Source organism: Treponema sp. UBA7570 (assembly GCA_002477955.1).
Lineage (GTDB): Bacteria > Spirochaetota > Spirochaetia > Treponematales > Treponemataceae > Treponema_D.
The window spans coordinates 63,379-83,858 of sequence record DLLE01000063.1 but is presented as its reverse complement, the minus strand read 5'-3'; the positions used below and the strand labels follow the sequence as shown (position 1 = coordinate 83,858).

Genomic DNA, 20,480 nt, shown 5'->3' with positions numbered 1-20,480 from the left:
GTATACCTTCCTCCAAGCTGGCCGCCCATTGCGTTCGGCGTCGTGTCGTCTGGATAGTTTGAAGTTTCGTAAGAAGTCTGAAACTGTGTCATGGCAAAAAGACCGTAGAATTTTAAATTTGAAACAGGAGCAAACTGAAACTTTATGCCAAGATATGCGCCGGTATGGCTTTCCCTGTCATAAGAATCATCGTCCTCGTCGGGATATTCACGCCACGGAGCCATTCCATGAAAAATCGTAAAAGGATTTAAGTAGCGCAGTTCAACAGGAGCATTTACAAAAACGCCCTCAAGCGCCGTAATTGTCAGTTTCTTAAAAAGCCTTATATCAAACTGATGCGCGTACATATAGCGGTCAACGTTAAACTGGCTTACAATTCCTGTGTATTTTATGTCTGGAGAATAAACCGAAAGCTGGGCATAAGAAGCTCCGGTAAGATATTCAGACCAAATCATTGAACCAGTAAGCGTTTTTCCGATGTTTCTGGCGCCTTTTCCAATCTGAAAAGAAACTCCTGTCTTTTGTGTCAATCTGTGCCCGATCGAAAAATATGCATTGTCTGGAAAGTTGATGTCGATTGAATCCGCAGAAAGAGGAACATTTGAATATACGTCATTTTTTACGGCATTGTTTTTATTCATTCCAAGAAGAATATCCATCTTCATTGCAACAAAATCCGAAACCGTAAAATTTAAAGGAACAAAAATGAACGGCTTACGCTCATATCTGTCATAAACCCAGTCAATATCGTCATTCGTCTTATAAAAAACAGAAAGATTAAAAGAAGGCTCTATTCCAAAGTTTATGATGTCGGATTTTAAGCCAATCTGCTCATATTCAAAATAGTTCTGAATTTTTTTGAGTTCTGCATGGCCGGCTTCGCTCAGCTTAAAAAAATCGATTTCCTGCAAATAAAGCTTTAGCTCAGAAATTGAAGCCGGCTCAGAATCAGCAAAATTTACAATTCCGCTTTCCATGCACAGGTTTTCGATTGAGTCGTAAATCCAGTGTCCGGCTTCCACAAGCTCCTGCTCTCCTCGGGCAAAGGCAAAAAATGAAATTCCGCAAAAGAGAACAGTTGAAAATATTTTTTTCATAACGCTTTTATTCATTTTTTAATCCATTTTTTTCTGAAATTTTTACGGCAACAGCCTTTTCGTAACATTCGACAAGCTTTGGTGTCAAGGAAGAAATTTTCCATTTAGCGCCCCAAGACTTAGCTTCGAGCGATTTTTCTTTTCTGAGATTCTGGTCTTCGAGAAGGAGCTGGACTTTTTGGGCGAATTCATTCACATCGTTTTTTACCATAAATCCGCCGTTATCGCCCTGCATTACGTCAACAGTTCCCAATTCTCCGATTGCAACAACAGGAAGACCGCTCAACATAGCTTCTACAGTAACAAGTCCCTGAGTTTCTGTTTTGCTCGGAAAGGTAAAGACGCTTGCCATTCTGTAAAAATATATCAAGTCCTCGCCGGGAATGTAACCTGTAAAAAAAACTGAATCTGCCAATTTTTGATTTTCTGCCAGTTCCTTGAGCTCTTCAAGATAAGGACCGTTTCCAACAAACAAAACAGCAGTCTTTTTATTCTTTTTTTGAATTTCACGCAGAACATCGAGCAGAAATGCGCAGTTTTTTTCTTTTACAATGCGGCCAACAAAAAGAAGTATTTTTTTGCCTTTTATTCCTGGACATTTTGAGTAAAGTCTGGAACGAACCGCCATTCCCCGTTTTATCGAATATTTTAATTTTTCTTCGGGAATTCCTGTCGGAAGAATATCCGGCGTTTTGTCTATTCCGTATCTTGAAACGACAGAAGCAATTCTTTGAGTTGGAGCAATTATCTCGTCAGCGCGCTTAAGATAATACTTTACGATTCCTGCGCCGATTTTGCGAAGACTTATATCAGGCAAAAAATTGACGTAATTTGAAAGATAATCTTCCCACATCGTATGAAAGGTAAAAACGCATGGAAGTTTTCGGTGACGCGCATAAATAGAACCCAAATAGCCGATAGTCCACTCAGAATTCAGGTGAACTACGTCCGGTTCGAATTTATCAAGAGATTTTTTTAGGTAGTGCCAGGTATTCAGACGCACAATGCGGTCTTCCTTCGAAAAAACAACTGAGGTTGAAGGAATACGGAGGATTTTAAAAGGCGCAGTCGCATCGCTTTCTTTTTCGTTAAAAAAAGAGCTTCTCTGCTGTTCCTGAGAATATTCAAGGCAGACAACGCAGACTTCGTGCCCGATTCTTGAAAGCTCAGTGGCAAAAGATTTGACAGAAACAGAAACACCATTGATTCTCGGAAAATAGGCGTCTGTAAACATTGCTATTTTCATAGAACTTGTATTCTACTCAATTAAAACGGCAACTTCAAGATGAAGACTGACGGACAGTTTTATATGCCAGGAATTAGCCAAGCCTTTCTTTATAATTTTTTTCATATGCTTTAAAACCGCAGATTTTATGTTTTTCGGATGAATTTTTCCAGAGAATTCTATAAACTTATTTTATATGACTTCAGAACAAAAACAGCAGATTTATTCGCTTTTAAAAACCGCATCAGATTCTATTTTGGGCTACAAATCTAAAAGTTTTGACGAAAATGCTCCGTTTTTTAAGGATGATGAAAAAATTCACACTCAGGAAAAACAGCAGCCACAACAAAAAATTCAGCCACAGGAAAATACAAAAAGCTTAAATCAGATTTTGCCGCAGCCGATGCAAAACGTAATCGAAAAAATCGCGCAGTGCTCACGCTGTCCGCTTGCAAAAACCCGCCACAACACAGTTCCAGGAACAGGGGTTTCTTCTCCATTTGTTCTTGTAATCGGCGAAGGACCGGGCTTTGAAGAAGATATGCAGGGGCTTCCATTTGTAGGGCCAGCAGGACAACTCTTGGACAAAATGCTCGCCGCAATCAATTTGAGCCGAATTTCAAACGTTTACATTGCTAATATCGTAAAGTGCCGTCCGCCTCAAAACAGAAATCCTTATCCTGAAGAAGCAGATGCGTGCTCTTCTTTTTTGCAGGCGCAGATTGCGCTTTTAAAACCAAAGGCAATTCTCTGCGTAGGAACAGTTGCCGCAAAAAACCTTTTAAAGACCGAATTTGGAGTTACAAAACTTCGCGGACAGTTTTTTGAATATCAAAATATTCCCGTCTGCGTAACTTACCATCCAAGCGCTCTTTTAAGAGACAATTCACTAAAAAGACTTGCATGGGAAGACTTGAAATTCTTTAAGACAAAACTGCTTGAATTAAACCCAGGCTACGAAAGCCAATATATTCCATATATAAAACAATAAAAAATGGCAAAATATCTTCAGGTTGCGCTAAACGTTCCCTTAAACCAGACATTCACTTACCTCAACATAGAACCTTCCGAAATTTCTAGAATCGGATGCAGGGTTGAAATAAAATTCGGAGCACGAAAAACAAAAGGATGCGTCGTAGACGAATTTGAAAACCTTCCGCCAGATTTTCCAGTCGAAGAATCAAAAATCCGTCCAATCACAAAAGTTATTGACGAAAAACCGCTTTTAACTCCGGAACTGATCGAACTTGCATTCTGGGTTTCAAAATATTACATCTGCGCAATCGGCGAAGCTGTAAGCGCCATGCTTCCTTCTGCAAAACGAGAAACCGATGCCGGAGGATTTTCGTTCGTAGATGAAATTTCTTCGGAAAAAGCGGCTGTCTTGAGCGAAGAACAGGAAAAAGCCGTAAAAGAAATTCTTTCGCCAGAGGCAAATACAAACCTTCACTATCTTTACGGGCCGACAGGCACAGGCAAGACGGAAGTTTTTCTTCAATGCGCGCAAAAAATCCTTGATCAAAAAAAAGGCGTAATCTACCTTGTGCCGGAAATAGGCCTTACACAGCAGGTTATCGAGGCAGTCGTAAAAAGATTCGGCCAGACGGCGGCTGTTCTTCATTCAGGCCTAACCCCAAGCCAAAAATTAAGCGAATACCACAGAATCTTAAACAGAGAAGCGCGGGTCGTAATCGGCGCGCGAAGCGCGGTCTTTGCGCCAGTTCCAGACCTCGGCCTTATAATAATCGACGAAGAGCACGACGGCTCTTACAAATCAGGCTCAACCCCGCGCTACCATGCAAGACAAGTTGCAATGTACCGCTGCAAAAAACAGAAAATTCCTCTTGTAATGGGTTCGGCGACGCCGAGCGTTGAAGCCTGGTATCTTATGAACACAAAGACAATCGCCAGGCACACTCTCTCAAAACGTCTGGCCGGCGGAAAAATGCCTCAAACCAAAGCAATCGACCTAAAAAACGAGCCCGCCGACACACTCTGCATTTCCCGCGAGCTCGAGCACGAAATAAATAAAACCCTTGCGGAAAAAAAACAGACAATTCTGTTTTTAAACCGCCGCGGCTTTACCCATTTTTACCGCTGCCGCTCCTGCGGATTTGAGTTAAAATGTAAAAACTGTTCTGTAAGCCTTACCTACCACAAGGCAGAAAACCGCCTTCGCTGCCATTACTGCGGCTGGAGCACAACGCCGCCGCAGCAGTGTCCGCAATGCGGCTCTCTTGATGCAGGCTATTCGGGCTTTGGAACAGAATTTATAGAATCCGAAGTAAAGGCAAAATTTCCGAATGCAAGAATCGTGCGAATGGACACGGACAACCTTACAAAAAAAGGCGAGCTGCAGGAAAAAATCAACGCCTTTAAAAACAACGAATACGACATTATGCTTGGAACCCAGATGGTCGCAAAAGGACTCAACTTTCCAAACTTAAAACTGGTCGGAGTAATTCTTGCGGACACAGCGCTTCATCTGCCGGATTTTCGCTCAGCAGAACGCACATTTTCTCTCATAACGCAGGTTGCCGGCCGGGCAGGAAGATTCTTTCCAGACGGCAAAGTCCTTGTACAGACATATTCGCCAGAACGAGAGCCAATCCTCTTTTCGGTAAATAATCAGACTCAGAAATTTTACGAAATGGAAATAAATAACCGCCGGATGCTCAATTTTCCGCCTTTTTGCCGCCTTGTCCGTCTGGTTTTCAGAGCGCCGACAGAAAAACAGGCAGTCGAGGCCGCAGAAGGAGCGTCATCAATTCTCAGAAACGAACTTTACGCCATCTACAGCCAGAAAATCTCGCCTGACTTTACACAGGAACAAAAAAACAAGGTCGCGTCCACAGAAATTCTCGGTCCAGCCGAGTGTCCGCTTTCAAAAATCGCAGGAAGTTTCCGCTGGCAACTCATTTTAAAAGGCCAGGATATAACAATTCTTCAAAAAGCAGCCTCAAACCTTTTTTACAACTATTCGCGCCCCACAGACGTCTACATCGAAACCGACGTTGATCCTGTAAATCTTCTTTAAATATTTGGGCGCCGCCCGCTTTTGCGGGCCGGAGTATTACGGGCTTCGGTGCCCTCGGTGCTTTGCACCGGCTTCGCCGCCCTCCATGTTCCTGGCGCATAAAAAACTCAAATATGACGCCTGATTCCATCAAATTTTATTTCATGCAAAAAAAGCCCCTTTGCAGGCGCTGTCGGACCTGCATTTTTGCGTTCTTTGCTTTCCAAGACTTCCTTAAAAAATTCAGCGTCTTTTCCCATCCGCTCAAAATAAATCAGGCTTCCTGTAATCGATCGGACCATTTTCCACAAAAAGGCGTTTGCTTCAATTTGAAAAACAAGATTTTCGCCTTCGTAAAAAAAATGCGCATCATCAATATAACGGAACATCGAAACGCTTTGGTCTCCGGCCGCGGCAAATGTCGAACAGTCAATTTCGCCATGCAGACATTCGGCCATCTTATTCAATTTTTCAATATCCGGTCTGTAATAAATCGGCCAAACATATCTCATCTGGCTTGCAAACGGTTTTCCTGTATTTATAAAATATCTGTAAACACGGCTCGTTGCATTTCTTCTGGCAGAAAAATCTTCATCAACCACACTTGCATCCATAATCCGCACGTCGTCCGGCAAAAAACAGTTTAAAGCCACAGGATATTTTTCTACAGGAATCGAATCCACTGGAGAATAAAAATTCGCTGCCTGCGCAAACGCATGGACACCGCTGTCCGTTCTTCCAGATCCCTGCAATGAAATTTTCCGTTTATGGAGTTTTTCCAGCGCATCTTCCACAGTCTGCTGGACAGTTCTGACTGCTTTTCCCTTATCTGCAAAATCTTGCCGCTGCCAGCCGCAAAAATCGGTTCCGTCATAAGAAATTGTCAAGAGTATATTACGCAAAATAACCGCCTTTTTCTCGCAAATTGAATTTTCAAAAAACTCTATTCATCGTCAACCGAAATAATATTGGCTTCGTTCAAAGTTGCCGTCAGCTTGTCGTAAAGGTCGCGGGATTTTTCCAAAAGCGGTCCAGGTTTTGATTTTGAAGATTTTCCAAGTCCAAAAATTCGGGCAATAGAACGCTTGTTTGCATCGAGTTTTTTATACCGCATCTGCATGTCTTCTTTTTGTCCGTATTTGTATTCCAAAAGCGAATTAAGATAGATTACGCCGTCATAACCATAATTTTTGTCTACATCAGGTCCAAAATTCGTAATTTTTGCAATCGTTTCGATTCTCTGAGTCTCGTTAATCAAAGTCTGCTCGTAAAAAAACTGGGCTTTTCTGTAAAAAACTTCGGCCGCATAGTCATAATTATGTTCAGGGACAAGTTTCTGTAAATCGCGGCAAATCCATGCCAGGCGAAGCGAAATTATCGCCCTTTTCATAGTCGGCGCATACGAAAGATCTACTTTTTCGTAAGACAAAAGCGCAAGATAATACATTGCCGCTCCGTCAAGAAGGTTTCGTTCTCTCGTCAATTCATAATAAGGAAACATGTTGTTTACAATTTCCTTGCGTTTTTTGCTGTCCGCCAAAAGCTCATTTAGAGAATTATTGTCCTGAATTTCTTCAAAATCGCTCCAGAAAAGCGCAGTATGGCATTTCGGGCAGGCTCCGATTGAATAAATCACCGGATAAATCTGGCCGTATTTTGCAGAAGGCTCAAAAACGCGGTGCAGTTCGTCAGTCAGTTCGCCGGCAATCATTCGGCCAGAACCGGAAAGCATTTCCTCACGCTCAAAATTATTCTGGCAGACCGGGCAATGGCATCTGTTTTTTGACCAATAGGAAATCTTTGGCTTTTTTCCAGGATTTTCAACTTTTTTTGAACTGCGGTACAACATAGATTCTCCAGATTTTTACTTTATAAAAATATTTTAACCCAATTTTTCGATTATAACAAAAGCAACTGCATATTCTTTTTCATGGCTTATAGAAAGCTGAATATTGAGGTCTTTTCCTATTTTGGCTTCCAGATTTTTTTTAGTTTTTTCTCCAAATTCAAAAAACGGCTTTCCGGCTTTATCCTTGGCGACGTAAAAATCATTCAACCTCAGGCCGGTAAATCCTGTACCCAGAGCCTTGGAAAACGCTTCTTTCGCGGCAAACCGAGCCGCATAGTGACGGCAGGCCGCTCCTTCATTTTGACTAAAATCACAGGAAAACTGCTCTTTCTCGTTAAAAAAACGCAAGAATAGTTCTGTTTTTTTTAGCCATTTTTCAAACCTTTTTACTTCGCAAATGTCCGTTCCGATTCCATAAACCATTATTCGCCTGACTGTCCGCCTGTCAATTCAATTTTTTCTGGAAGAATTTCATTCGCCGGAGAAGCAATCACATCTCCAACTTTTTCTTCAAGCTCATCTACAACCTTAATTTTTTCGACGGTAATTTTTATTTTTTTAGGAGAAAAATCCTGAACTGTAAATTTTGCAGGAACTGACGATTTTACATCGAGCTCATAAACTCCTGGTTCAGAAATCTCCGACGCATTTACAAAAAGAGAACCATTAGGAACGCTAAATTTCTCTAAATCAACCAGTTTTCCGCCTAAATTTAATATTCCTGAATTTTTTTGAGATGAAACTACAAATTCCTTCGGCAAATATTTTACATCTATCGTCTGAACAGAAAAACTTTTTTCCGAAACAACAGGCGCAATTTCGACCGTAACTGTAAGTTTTTCATCATTATTTTTAAATTTTAAATACGAGCCAGGATTTTCTGGCAAAACAGGAGAAGCAAAACTTTTATCCGCATTTTTTACAGAAACAGCCTTTGTCTGAAGCCTCGTGCAGTTTTGAACCATCGAGCGCGGTCCTGTAAGTTCAACTGTGTCCGGTTTTACAGTAATATTTTTTATCTCATAGCCATGCGCAGGACTTCCGTTTATAAGAGGCGAAATCGGCACAAAGGCTAAAATTTTTTCCTCAACCTTTAAATTGACTTCCTGAGGCGAAACAGTAACTTCAAGAGTATCCAGCAAAAGAGCCTGCTGAGGAAGCTCAACAAGAACCGGCAGCTTGTAGACTCCGTCTTTTGGCAGATAGTTCAGATCAAGGTAGGCAGAAAAACTGTTTTTTTGAAGAGAAGCAATATCTTCTGTCTTTCCCTTTAATTTTATTTTTACATTTGCAGGATACGGACTTACAGGCACAATTCCTGAACCGTTTTTTATTTTTAATGGAACTGTAAAAGACCTAGAATCTTGAAGCGAAAGCGTATAAAAAACATAAATACATATTGCAAGCAGAACACAACTCGCCTTTACCGGCCAGTTTTCCGTAATTTTTTCAATAAAGTCCTTTATTTTCATCAATAGTGTCCTCTATCGTTTTTTGCGCAGGCGTCATTTCCAACAGTTTTTCGAGCTGTTTTGTAATCTGGTTCGGGTTCAAATCGTAGTGAAGCTGACTGTCGTAAGCAAGGGAAACCGCTCCAGATTCTTCTGAAACGACAAGAACAACAGCATCGCTTATTTCGCTCATTCCAAGGGCGGCACGGTGTCTTGTTCCAAATGTTTTTTTAATATCATATTGCTCGCTCAAAGGCAAAAAACAACCTGCGGCGATTATTTTTCCGTTCTGAACGACGCAGGCGGCGTCATGCAAAGGCGTGTCATGACCAAAAATCGTCACAAGAAGAGCGCTTGAAAGGTCTGCGTCAAGACGTGTTCCAGTTTCAATAATGTCATCAATTTTTGTATGGCGTGTAAAAACTACGAGCATGCCTCTCTTCATTTTTGAAAGCATTTCGGCAGCTATGATTACGGTATCGACATAAGTATGCCTTGAACGGTTTCCAAAAGTGAACCACTGGCTCTGTCCAAGTTTTAAGAAAACCTTTCTAAGTTCCGGCTGGAATACAATCGCAAAACAGACAACAAGTCCAGGAGCAAGTTTCTGAAGAACCCACAGCAGCATTGAAAGATGAAGCAAAAGCGCCACAGCATAGGCCATTGCAACGACAATTGCGGCTTTTATTATCTGAAGGGCATTTGTTTTGACAATTATCTCGTATGCCTTGTACAAAATAAAGGCCATTACACCAATATCTAAAAACGGCCGTATAAAATCATAAACATGAAGAAGATTTTCAAATCCGTTCAATCTATACTCCAATTCCTTTTAAAACATTTAGAGAATCAACTGCTTCTTTTACATCGTGCACGCGGACAAGAGTTGCTCCGTTCATAACAGCAATCAAATCCGCAGCAACAGTTCCAATCATTCTGTCCTGAATTTCACGGTTGCAAAGCTGACCGATTACAGTTTTTCGGGAAAGCGCCATTAAAACCGGATATTTTGAATCGCACAGCTGTCCGCATCTCCTGATCAAAGTGCAGTTGTCAGTCATATTCTTTCCAAAGCCGATTCCTGGATCAACAATAATCTTATCAGAAGATATGCCATGCTTTAAAGCGTATTCAACTCTCTGACGCAAATAAAGGTCAACTTCATTAAAAATATCCTGATATTCGGTATTGCTCTGCATAACGTCCGGAGTAGAGCGCTTGTGCATTAAAATTACAGGAATTTTTGATTCCGCGCACAGTCCTGAAAGTTTTTCGTCGTCTTCAAGGGCGGAAACATCGTTCAAAATGTCAGCACCTTCGTCAAGGCAGGCTTTCAAAACAGAGTATTTTCTCGTATCTATAGAAACAGGAATATCCGAATGACGGCGAATTTCTCTTAAAACCGGAACAAGCCTTTTTATCTGCTCATCTTCGCTTACATAATAAGAGCCAGGCCTTGTAGACTCTGCGCCAAGGTCAATAATATCCGCGCCTTGTTCAATCTGTTCAAGAGCCATCTTAGCTCCGCCGCGGCTTCCTTCCCAAAATGAATCTGGAGTCGCATTTACGATTCCCATTACGAAGGCGTTTTTTTCTGTCGTAATAGTCTTATCTGCAAGTTTTAATGAAATCATTTTCTATAAGCCACCTTATAAGCACATTCCGCAAGGCTCCGGGGATCCATTTTTACATCTTCGCAAATTTCACCGCGGGTTCCTTGATTTAAAAATTTTTCCGGCAAAGCATTGACCGCAGTTTTATTAAATCCACGTTTTAACAATTCATATTCAAGCTCTTCACTCACACCGCCGCGGCATATTCCGTCTTCAACAAATATAACCGCATCTCGATTTTTTGCATATTCAAAAAGATGATTTATATCAACCTTATTTAAAAATCTCAGTGAATAAATATCAGCCTCAATGTTTTCAATCATAAGATTGCGGCTCGCCTGAATCACTTCCGAAAGCATGCTTCCTGTAGAAACAAAAAGAACGGATTTTGACTTTTTATTTTTTTGAACTGAAACAGCTTCCAATTCATTTTCATCAAATTTCAGGCTCAAAGCAGGCGCAAATTCTTCACATTTTACGTAAATACCCTTTCCTTCTTCGATTTTTTGAGAAAAACATTTCAGTTCTGTAGGACAAGTTGATTTTGGATAACGAAGCACGACAGGTCCGTTTTGAGAAAGCGCCCATTCAAGACTGAGCTTAAAATCAACAGCGGTCGCAGGAGAAAGAATTTTTAAATTTGGAACAGTCCTCAAAAGCGCAATGTCAAACATGCCCTGGTGAGTTTCGCCATCGCTCGGAACAAGTCCTGCCCTGTCCAAACAAAAAACTACCGGAAATTCCGGCAATGCAACATCATGAATAATCTGATCAACTGCCCGCTGCATAAATGTTGAATAGATTGCAACCACAGGTTTTAGTCCGCCAGCCGCAAGTCCAGAAGCAAAAGTTACCGCATGCTCTTCAGCGATTCCAACATCAAAAAATCTTTCAGGAAAATGCCTTGCAAAAGCATCAAGACCAGTTCCTTTTGCCATCGCCGCCGTAATTGCAGTAATTTTTTTATCTTTTTCCGCAAGCTCAAGCAAAGTCTGGCTAAAACATTCGGTAAAGCTCATCGTATCAAAATGCTCAACTTTTCCGTCAGAAATTAAAAACGGTCCAATTCCATGAAAAGCCGCCGGATCATTCTCAGCAGGAGAATACCCTTTTCCTTTTTTTGTAACTACGTGAACCACGACCGGTCCTTGAAGTTTTTTTACGTCCTTAAAAACATTTTCAAGCTCACCGATATTATGTCCGTCCAAAGGTCCGACGTATTCAAAACCTAAATCTGTAAAAAAATTATTGCTTAAAAAAAGAGCCTTTAGCGAACGCTTAAATCTGTAGACAAATTTTCCGATATGCCTGTTTGAATTTGGAATTTTTGAAAGCGCGAGATCAATTTTGTGGCGAATATTCTGATAAAAACCAGACATTGTAAGCTTAGAAAGATATTTTGAGACAGCTCCAGTATTCTCGCTGATTGACATTTTGTTGTCGTTCAAAACAACTATAAGATTTTTTCCAAGCTGGCCTGCATGGTTCATAGCCTCAAGCGCAAGTCCGCCGGTCAAAGAGCCATCTCCGATTACAGCGACAACCTTTCCGTTTTTTTTCTGTAAATCCCAGGCGGTCAAAAGCCCAAGCCCCTGAGAAATCGAAGTCGAAGCGTGACCGTTGTCAAAAAAATCATGCTTGCTTTCAGTTCTTCTGGTAAAACCAGAAAGTCCATTTTTTTGCCTTATAGTTGAAAAATCCGAAAAACGGCCAGTGAGCATTTTGTGCGCATAGCACTGATGGCTTACATCAAAAATTATTGCATCTTCCGGTGAATTAAAAACCCTGTGAAGCGCAATCGTAAGCTCGACAACACCAAGGTTTGAAGCAAGATGTCCGCCGTTTTTTCCGACTACTTCAATAATTTTTTTTCTAATTTCTTCTGAAAGTTTCGGAAGCTGGTCTTCCGGGATTTTTTTTAAATCATCAGGCGAATTTATTTTGGAAAGCAACATAACAATCTTCTATTATTTTTATTGTAAGACAAAAAACTGATTTTTACAATTTTGAAGAAAAAAAAGACCGCGAAGTAAAAAACTACCGCGGTCTATTCTACGGGCATATATCAAAACACCAAAAAAGATGTTACTTGCTCTTATGCCGATTGCGTCTAAGCATCTTCTTGCGCTTATGTGTAGCCATCTTCTGGCGCTTTCTTTTTTTACCACAAGGCATTATGGGCACTCCTTAATCAAATTAGTATACTAATTATCATCAATTTAAAGTCTTTCGTCAAGAGATTAAATCCGATGTAAATTACTTTTGTTCAATTCTTTTGTATTGAATAGTGTTGTTAAAAATCTGCTTTGCTGCAAGAGACACAACCTTGCCGTCATTACGGTCAATTTCGGCATCTTTCATCATTGCCAGCTGATAAGCCCGGCGACTTGCTGCGACAGTAATCTCATAAACGTTTCCTGAAAATTTTACAAGCTGTTCCAAAGGAAAAATCATTACACTATCCCCCAAGTTAATATGAATACTCGATTATATTATAATCTAAAAATGCTGTCTAGTATTTATTAAATCAGTTTTTCAAATTATAATAAATTTATGCGCAGTTCATCTACTTTTGCAACAATTCTTGCTCTCAAACAGTCTGGAGAAAACAACCGTTCTGTAACGCTTCTTACTCCTCAAGACGGAATTGTTTACGCAACTCTTTATGGCGGACCAAAAAGCAAATTTCGTTCGCTTGTAAGCCCGTTTAACTGCGGAACTGCGTATCTTTACAAAGACGAAACAAAAAATTCCTGCAAAATAACCGATTTTGACGTAAAATCCTACCATCCTTCGTTTAGAGAAAATCTTTTTAAAACCTATGCGGCAAGCTTTGCTTCGGAAATCATAATAAAGTCGCGCTGCGCAGGAAGCCCGGAACAGACATTCTGCCTTCTTAACGGACTTTTGGACGGAATGGAACAGAGCACAGAAAACAACAGCCGGCTCGGTCTTATCCGTTTTTTGTGGCGTTACATAGGAATTTTGGGAATGAGGCCGGACACGCAATTCTGCTGCCAATGCGGAAAATCTTTTTTAGCCGGCAAAATTGACCAAAACGCGCAAACTTACTACGGAATGTACAGCGAACGCGAAAACGGATTTGTGTGCAACGACTGCCTTTCAAACGCACAGACAGAAAATCGAAACAGTTTTTTTCTTTCCAAAACTTCGCTAACATATCTTCAGGCAGTTTCGGTTCTAAAACCAAAAGACGTCCGCAAAATAATAATTGATGAAAAAACAATGATTGAATTAAAAGACTTTTGCTATTTTTTAATTCAAAATGTATGCGGAACAAAATTCATTTCGCTTGAATCAGGAATTGCTATTCTTTAAGTAAAAAAAATAAAAACAGGATATAAAAAATGAAAAAATGGATAAAAAAACCGGTTCTAAAAGAATCAGTAAAAGAAATGACACAAAAATACGGAATTGACGCAATCACCGCTTCAATTCTGATTCGCCGTGGAATTACAAAAAGCAGCGACATACTTTATTTTTTGGAAGATGACAAAAGATTTTTGCACAATCCGTTTGAATTTTCTGCAATGGAAGACGCTGTTGACAGAATTCTTCAGGCTCAGGAGGAAGGAGAAATCGTACTGATTTTTGGAGACCGCGATGTAGACGGAATTTCAAGCACTACAATTTTATACGAACAGCTCAAGTCTATGGGAATCGAAGCTGAATGGAAGCTTCCGGGCGGAAATGACGGTTACGGACTTTCTATCGAAGCCGTAGACGAATTTTACAAAAAAAACGGAACACTCATCATTACGGTTGACTGCGGAATTTCAAACAACGCAGAAATCGCATATGCGGCAGAACTCGGAATTGACACAATAGTTCTTGACCACCACAACCCTCCAGAACAGCTTCCAAGCCCGGCAATAATCATTGACCAAAAATGCGAAGATTCACAATATCCTTTCCACGATATTTCTGGAGCAGCAATCGCCTGCAAAACCGCCGCGGCCCTCCGATTTGCAAAATCTGAGCTTTACAAACAGGAAATTTGCCTGCTTGCAGCGCGAAAAGAAAACGAAACAAATGTAATCGAATGCATGAAAGTCCGGAACCTCGTAAAACAGGAAATTTTAGTTCAAAAAATAGCTCCATTGAGCGTGCCTTTTTCAAAGACAAAATTTCTCTCTTTTTTGACAGGACAGCAAATTTTTGTATGGAACAAAAACGAAACCATGAAAATTTTGAATGAAACGTTCGGCTCTGCAATCGAATTCAACGTTCTCGATCTCAGAAATGAAATTTCAAAAATATTTCCTCAGTTTTCAGAAAAAAGCCTTTTAGATTTAAAAAAAGCGTCAATTCTCGCAAAATACAACGAAACTGACGGAACCCAAATTGAAACCTTTTTCAACATTTTTGTAACTTACGTCAATACAGTAACTGCAAAACAATTTCCAAAAGACAGCATTCAGGAAGAAAAAGACCTTCAGCTCGCCGCGCTAGCCGCGCTTGCAGACATAATGCCTCTCAAAGATGAAAACCGCATAATTGTAAGACAGGGATTAAAATCAATAAACTCAGGAAACGCGCGCCCAGGCTTAATCGAGCTTCTCTCAAAACTAAAGCTTTTGGGCACTACGGTAACAAGCACAAAACTAAGCTGGAATGTAGTTCCTGTTTTAAATGCCACAGGCCGCCTTGGGCAGCCGGAGCTTGGAATGGAACTTTTTCTTGAAGAGGATCCGTACAAGAGAGACAGGCTTGCTGACGAAATACTCGAAATGAACGGCAAACGAAAAGAACTCGGTCAAAAAGCCTGGGAAATCGCCTCAAAAACAGCAGAAGAAAGCATAAAACACTACAACGGAAAACTCTGCGTAATAATCGACAAAGAAATAAACCGCGGAGTTTCAGGAATTCTTGCAGGAAGGCTTACATCAACATATAAAATTCCGTCAATGGCAGTCACAGTTGTCGATGGAATTGCAATCGGCTCAATGCGCAGCTGCCGTGGATTTTTACTTCCGCCTTTCCTTGACAAAATGTCCGATATTTTTATAAATCACGGCGGACACAACCTTGCGGCAGGATTCAGTTTTGAAGAATCAAAAATGGAAGAATTCAAAAAACGCCTTGAACTTCTCTGCAAAGAAATTGAACTGAACAACGAAGAAGAAAGTGAAAACATCGAAATCGATGCCGAACTTCCTCCTCAATATCTAAAACCGGAAATTCTAAATATAATCGACCGTTTTGAGCCTTACGGCGAAGAAAATCCAGAACTCACATTTTTGAGCCAGGGAATGAAAATTCAAGACGGAATTCTCATGGGAAAACCAGATCCAGTTCACCTAAAATTGCTTCTTGACGCTGGAGAAACAAAGTGGCCGGCAATATTCTTTGGCGAAGGAGGACGGCTCCACAGAGACTTTGACAAGGGAGATTCGATAAATATTTTGTATCAAGTTCAGCGCAACGTCTTTAACGGAAATGTAACTCCGCAGATTATCTTGTCCGAAGCGCAGCTGACAGATAAGTAAAATCCGGCTTGATTTTAAGAATTTGAAATCGCTTCGCAGGCAGCGCTACTTTAAGAGAGCAAGAAACTGCTCTTCTGTAATTACCGGAATTCCTAGTTTTGCGGCCTTTACATTTTTTGAAGAACCGCTTGCTGTGTCATTTGTCACAAGATAAGAAAGGTCTTTTGTGACAGACGATTTGCATGTTCCGCCGTTTTCCTTTACGAGGGATTCGGCGTCCAGCCTTTTCATCGTCTCAAGTTCACCAGTAAAACAGAAAGACTTACCTGCAAAAACACCAGAAGCACTTCCTTCTTCAACTTGAATGTAGTTTTTTGAGAGAAAAACAAGTTCGTCTTTGTTTTCTTCAAGGCCTTCAAAAAAGTTTCTGGCAGAAATTTCTGCAAATCCATAGACTTTTGAAAAATCTTCAGCTTTTGCCTCAAGCATTTTTTCCAAAGTGTTAAATCCGCTGTCAACAAGCTTTTGAATCATAGTTTCGCCCATGTCTTCAATATCAAAGCCAGCGATAAAGGCGGCTAATTTTGCCTTTCTGTGGGACTGAATTGAATCATAAACTTTCTGCGCTCCAAGGCTTTCTTTTTCTTTTTGACGGCTTTCTGCATTCAAAAAATACGGTGTCAGCTCTTCGACCGTAAGAGTATACAAATCGCTAATCGAACGCACCCTGGAAGAATTAAAAAGAGATCTTATCAAAGTTTCGCCAAGGTCGCGAATGTCAATCACACTGACCCATTTTAGAAGCTGATGCAAAATTCTTTTTTCGCAGTTTTTATTCGGACAAAAAAGCCTTGTTCCCTCGTCCGTAAGTTTTGAACCGCAGCAGGAACATTTTTCGGGAATTTGAATTTCCGAAAAGCTCTGTCCTTTTTCGGCAGGAACGACGCTTTCGATTTTTGGAATTATTTCTCCTCTCTTTACTACGACGATTTTGCTTCCGATTTTTACGCCAAGTCTTCGCATTGTTTCGGGATTTGAAAGAGACGCCCTCTGCACTGTAGTTCCATTCAGCTGAACTTCGTCAAAAACAGCCACAGGAGTATAAGTTGCTCCAGATTCACTCCATTCGACATTGCGCAAAACCGACACAGCTTCTTCCAGACTGAATTTAAATGCAATCTGTCTGTCCGGGCGCGCACGGCTTGCGTCTGCATGGTTTATTGTCCGCTCTTTTACAACAAGTCCGTCTATGTCGTATTCAAGATTTTTTCGCTCTTCCATAACTGAGGCACGGTATTCGATCACTTCATCTGCTGAATGGCAAATTTTTAGAGGAACAACATTAAATCCGCAATTTTTAAGCCAGACAATTTTTTCTTCCTCATCTTTAAAAGGCTGGTTTCCATCCGAAGCCCAGGCATCGTAAGCAATGAGTTTTAGATTTTCGCTTCCAAGACCGTCCTTTCTTTTCATAAGACCATTGGCGGCATTCCGGCAATTCGCCTTATCTGCATACAAACTGTCATGAACAGAATGCGTCATTATAACTTCGCCACGCACGCCGCCCGTATAATCAAGAATTTTTCCGTTAAAAGAGCAAAGGGCCGATGGAACTCCGTGCATTTTTTTTGCATTAAGAGTAATGTCATCGCCAACAGTTCCGTCTCCGCGAGTTACAGCTGCTTTTAAAATTCCATGCTCAAACTGAAGCTCAAGGCTTGCGCCGTCAAGCTTGTATTCAACAAGATATTCTGAATACGAATGATTTTTTGTCCATGTTAAAAACTGCTGAGGATCGGCGGCTTTTTCCTGGCTTCCCATAGGCATAATATGGCGTACTTTTGCAAAATTTCCGCTGTCCGCTCCAACTTTTTGCAGAACAGGATTTTTCGGATCCAAAAGTTTTAATTCGTCCCAGAGTTTATCAAATTCAAAATCCGAAATTTCAGCTTCACCGTTGTAATAAGAAGCCTGGTATCTTTTTATTAAACTAACTAATTCTGAAATTCTTGCGCTTTGACCTATGTCAAAAAGATCTCCCATAAAATCCCCTCTTTTTTAAGGCTGACGCTCTCACAATTTTGGGCAAATTACTGCTTTATAAACATCATCTCGTTAATTACACGGTTTGCATCAATCCCTTTTTGCTCAAAACGAGTCTCAGGCCGCCACTGCTGATGAGGAGCGTAACCTTCATATTTGTTTTTAAGGCCGGGAGTTTTTTCAAGTTGCTCAAGGCCAAATTCCGCGTAAGGAAGCCAGTCCGTAACAAAATACAGATAGCCGTCTTTTTTTAAGCGCGAAGCAATCAAGTCCGTTCTCGGCCTCTGAATCAAGCGTCTTTTTTCATGGCGCTTTTTCTGCCACGGATCTGGAAAGAAAATATGAAAAGCATCGACGCTTTCAGGAGCAATCATGTTTTCCAAAACTTCCATTGCATCGTGTTCAATTATGCGGATATTTTTTAAATTCCGTGTTCTGATTTCTCCAAGAAGTTTTCCAACTCCAGGCTTATGAACTTCAAGACCGAGATAGTTTATATCAGGATTATTTTCTGCAATTATTGCAGTAGCTTTTCCCATTCCAAAGCCGATTTCGATTACGAGCGGATTTTTATTTCCAAAAATTTTCCCAAAATCTAAAATTTCTTCTCTATATTGCACTCCAAAAAGTGGCAAAAGCTGGGCATAATCTTTTTTTTCACAAGCTGTAAAATGACCGGCGCGAATTGCAAAAGTGCGGATTGTGCGCTTCATCGACTCTTCGGCAGAAAGCGAGCATTTTTTATTTTCTGTTTCTGCAATTTCATTCATAAATCAAATCCTTTTTTATTTTTCAATTAAATTTTCAAGAGGAAGTTTTATAACGACAGTTCCAGAAGCATCCGTCAAAATCCGTCTTTTGAAAAAAGCCCGGCTGTATTCTTTTAAAATATCAGAATTTTTCTTCCAGGCTCTTTTTGCAGTTCCATAAAAAAGCATATTCATGTTTTTGTCAAAAAGAATGACAACTTCGCTTAAATTTATGCCGGCGGCCTTGCGGACATTTTCTGGTTTTGACTTAAGGATTTCTTCGTTATATTTTATAAAAAACTTTTCTTCAGATTCGTTTCCAGCGGCATCTGCATACAAAACTTCATATTCACCGTTTTTTATAGCCTTGCCTTCTGCAGCGCGCAAAGACGGATAACCAATCCAGTTTTTGTTCTGGCTTTCAAAAATCACTGGAGAATAAACATTCCAGCTGTAATTTTCCTCAATTTTTGTAATTTTAAGAAAATCCGCCCTCTGAGCCTCGTATTCGCCCTGAACAAAGACTGAAAGACTTGTTTCTGGAAGCGACTTTTCATCTTTGTAATCAAAAACAACGCTCGCATTTACAGAAAGGATATTTGCCGACGATTCGGAACATGACAAAAAAAGAAAAACTGCCAAAATCAGACACAACGAGAGACAAAAAGACAGGATTCTTATTTTTAAATTCCGATGGCTTTTCATTTGACCTAAAAATTAAAAATAAGGTTTATGACCGTCAAATCGCTTGAAGAGAACTGATTTACGATTGATTCAAACTTTACATTCACTTTTTTGCAGGCGTCATCAAGGTAAGAAAGGTAATAAAGCCCCAAATCTGTGCTTTCCTGCCCTTCAGGCAATTCCCTGTAAAAGTCAATCAACGATTTTTTATTAGTGTCGGCAGAAGCCTTTGACTCGATATTTTCCTTTACTTCCTGAAACTCATCGTCCTTATTGTAAAGGGTTATCTGAAGTCTTCCTTGTTTTCCGATTGCAGACGAACCGCCGCCGAGCTTCCAAGAAATAAAAACCTGCTCATGATTGCGCTTTAATTCGGCAACGATTTTTTCACGCTGCTCAGGATCGTAAATAAGCGCATCAACATCTTCAATTCCTGCAAACATACGCTTCGCTTCCTTACGCATATTTGTATTTTCACTGTTGAGGGCAAGTTCCATTACGAGAATTGAAATATATTCGGCAACACGGCTCTTTTCCATATAAACCTGAAGAAGATGGCGAATTGCGATATTGATCTGAGAAAAACCTTCTGTGCGGTAGAATTTTGTAATTATGTACCAGTTCATCAAAGAAAGACGGTTCAAGAACTTTTCGGTCATAAGAAGATAGATATTTTTTTCTTCGAGAGAATAGTCTTTGTTTTCCATCAAAGATTTCCAGACTGGATCCAAAATTTCCTTTTTTGCAAGCTGAACAGTCGCTTTTTGAGAAGCAAGTATCTGTCTGAGCTGGTTTTCGGACATTTTTGTGCGTTCATCAATCAACTGAGTGGGATTTTTACGGTTGTGTTTTTGAACGGCATCAGTTTGAATAAAATCCGCAAAAAGCTGGCGGTCAAACTGTTTGTAAAGAAGCGAATAAACCACAACTTTTGAAAGATCCATAACTTCTTGACGAACTGAAACAAATTCCGACATGGAAATTTCAATTTTTGAAATGTAATTCACCAAAATCATATTTTGCAACGACTGAGGTGAAAATGGATTCAGCGAAATTCCATATTCTTCAATATTGTCAGCAAGCCTGAAACGCAAAAGTTTAATTTTATTACTGATAAAATGTGATGCTCCCTCTTCTGTCAAAATGACTTTGAGCGGTAGATTAAGTGAAAATTTTTTTTCAGCAGACATCTTTTCTCCAACTAACGTTTCTAATTATACTGCAAGGGGCTTGCATTGTAAACCTTCAAATTATATTCTGTTAGAATGAGTTTTAGAGTTCTGCGGAAGTTTTTAATTTCTTT

The 20,480-nt window shown here is 40.2% G+C and carries 18 protein-coding genes; 4 read left to right on the top strand and 14 right to left on the bottom strand.

The window, feature by feature from the left end:
• Both B4N75_RS08585 and B4N75_RS08580 read right to left on the bottom strand, forming a co-directional pair.
• Nucleotides 1-1,112, bottom strand: a 1,112-nt coding sequence (locus B4N75_RS08585) for a hypothetical protein (RefSeq protein ID WP_296668945.1), incomplete at its 3' end; no start/stop codon positions are given.
• Nucleotides 1,105-2,343 (bottom strand): glycosyltransferase, encoded by a 1,239-nt coding sequence (locus B4N75_RS08580; RefSeq protein ID WP_296707148.1) that lies wholly within the window; start codon nucleotides 2,341-2,343, stop codon nucleotides 1,105-1,107. The genes B4N75_RS08580 and B4N75_RS08585, both read right to left, overlap by 8 nt.
• A gap of 175 nt (nucleotides 2,344-2,518) precedes the next feature.
• Here B4N75_RS08580 and B4N75_RS08575 point away from each other — a divergent pair, with 175 nt between their 5' ends.
• Entirely contained in the window at nucleotides 2,519-3,313 is a 795-nt protein-coding gene (locus B4N75_RS08575) for a uracil-DNA glycosylase (RefSeq protein ID WP_296022752.1), read from the top strand.
• A gap of 3 nt (nucleotides 3,314-3,316) precedes the next feature.
• Nucleotides 3,317-5,359 carry a replication restart helicase PriA gene (gene priA, locus B4N75_RS08570; protein ID WP_296707147.1) on the top strand — a complete coding sequence of 681 codons (2,043 nt, stop codon included), beginning with the start codon at nucleotides 3,317-3,319 and terminating at the stop codon, nucleotides 5,357-5,359.
• A gap of 107 nt (nucleotides 5,360-5,466) precedes the next feature.
• Here priA and truA read toward each other — a convergent pair whose 3' ends face one another.
• The 8 genes from truA to B4N75_RS08530 all read right to left on the bottom strand — a co-directional run bounded on the left by truA (nucleotide 5,467) and on the right by B4N75_RS08530 (nucleotide 12,705).
• On the bottom strand, nucleotides 5,467-6,240 hold the full coding sequence (gene truA / locus B4N75_RS08565) for a tRNA pseudouridine(38-40) synthase TruA (RefSeq protein ID WP_296022750.1): 774 nt from the start codon (nucleotides 6,238-6,240) through the stop codon (nucleotides 5,467-5,469).
• Nucleotides 6,241-6,281: 41 nt separating this feature from the next.
• Nucleotides 6,282-7,187 (bottom strand): DUF2225 domain-containing protein, encoded by a 906-nt coding sequence (locus B4N75_RS08560; protein WP_296668948.1) that lies wholly within the window; start codon nucleotides 7,185-7,187, stop codon nucleotides 6,282-6,284.
• 33 nt (nucleotides 7,188-7,220) lie between these two features.
• Nucleotides 7,221-7,610, bottom strand: a complete 390-nt coding sequence (gene acpS / locus B4N75_RS08555) for a holo-ACP synthase (protein ID WP_296707145.1) — start codon at nucleotides 7,608-7,610, stop codon at nucleotides 7,221-7,223.
• Nucleotides 7,610-8,659, bottom strand: a complete 1,050-nt coding sequence (locus B4N75_RS08550) for a CdaR family protein (RefSeq protein WP_296669010.1) — start codon at nucleotides 8,657-8,659, stop codon at nucleotides 7,610-7,612. The genes acpS and B4N75_RS08550 overlap by 1 nt, the downstream gene beginning before the upstream one ends.
• Nucleotides 8,637-9,452, bottom strand: a complete 816-nt coding sequence (gene cdaA / locus B4N75_RS08545; protein ID WP_296022747.1) for a diadenylate cyclase CdaA — start codon at nucleotides 9,450-9,452, stop codon at nucleotides 8,637-8,639. The genes B4N75_RS08550 and cdaA overlap by 23 nt, the downstream gene beginning before the upstream one ends.
• Nucleotide 9,453: 1 nt before the next feature.
• Nucleotides 9,454-10,272, bottom strand: a complete 819-nt coding sequence (gene folP / locus B4N75_RS08540) for a dihydropteroate synthase (RefSeq protein WP_296022746.1) — start codon at nucleotides 10,270-10,272, stop codon at nucleotides 9,454-9,456.
• Nucleotides 10,269-12,206: a 1-deoxy-D-xylulose-5-phosphate synthase gene (gene dxs / locus B4N75_RS08535; RefSeq protein WP_296668952.1), complete on the bottom strand. Its 1,938-nt coding sequence runs from the start codon at nucleotides 12,204-12,206 to the stop codon at nucleotides 10,269-10,271. Before dxs ends, folP begins: the two co-directional genes overlap by 4 nt.
• Nucleotides 12,207-12,507: 301 nt before the next feature.
• Nucleotides 12,508-12,705: a DNA-directed RNA polymerase subunit omega gene (locus B4N75_RS08530; RefSeq protein ID WP_296022744.1), complete on the bottom strand. Its 198-nt coding sequence runs from the start codon at nucleotides 12,703-12,705 to the stop codon at nucleotides 12,508-12,510.
• Between the two features lie 99 nt (nucleotides 12,706-12,804).
• On the opposite strand from B4N75_RS08530, the gene recO reads away from it, so the two are divergent.
• Both recO and recJ read left to right on the top strand, forming a co-directional pair.
• Nucleotides 12,805-13,590, top strand: a complete 786-nt coding sequence (gene recO / locus B4N75_RS08525) for a DNA repair protein RecO (protein WP_296707143.1) — start codon at nucleotides 12,805-12,807, stop codon at nucleotides 13,588-13,590.
• Nucleotides 13,591-13,619: 29 nt separating this feature from the next.
• On the top strand, nucleotides 13,620-15,761 hold the full coding sequence (gene recJ, locus B4N75_RS08520; protein WP_296707141.1) for a single-stranded-DNA-specific exonuclease RecJ: 2,142 nt from the start codon (nucleotides 13,620-13,622) through the stop codon (nucleotides 15,759-15,761).
• A gap of 45 nt (nucleotides 15,762-15,806) precedes the next feature.
• On the opposite strand, the gene ligA is transcribed toward recJ, so the two are convergent.
• From ligA to B4N75_RS08500, 4 genes are all read right to left on the bottom strand, one after another.
• Nucleotides 15,807-17,744 carry an NAD-dependent DNA ligase LigA gene (gene ligA / locus B4N75_RS08515; protein WP_296668957.1) on the bottom strand — a complete coding sequence of 646 codons (1,938 nt, stop codon included), beginning with the start codon at nucleotides 17,742-17,744 and terminating at the stop codon, nucleotides 15,807-15,809.
• A 47-nt stretch (nucleotides 17,745-17,791) separates the two neighbouring features.
• Entirely contained in the window at nucleotides 17,792-18,457 is a 666-nt protein-coding gene (gene trmB / locus B4N75_RS08510; protein ID WP_296669012.1) for a tRNA (guanosine(46)-N7)-methyltransferase TrmB, read from the bottom strand.
• A 72-nt stretch (nucleotides 18,458-18,529) separates the two neighbouring features.
• Nucleotides 18,530-19,135 (bottom strand): hypothetical protein, encoded by a 606-nt coding sequence (locus B4N75_RS08505; RefSeq protein ID WP_296707140.1) that lies wholly within the window; start codon nucleotides 19,133-19,135, stop codon nucleotides 18,530-18,532.
• Between the two features lie 68 nt (nucleotides 19,136-19,203).
• Nucleotides 19,204-20,367 (bottom strand): hypothetical protein, encoded by a 1,164-nt coding sequence (locus B4N75_RS08500; protein ID WP_296022739.1) that lies wholly within the window; start codon nucleotides 20,365-20,367, stop codon nucleotides 19,204-19,206.
• Nucleotides 20,368-20,480: the final 113 nt, after the last annotated feature.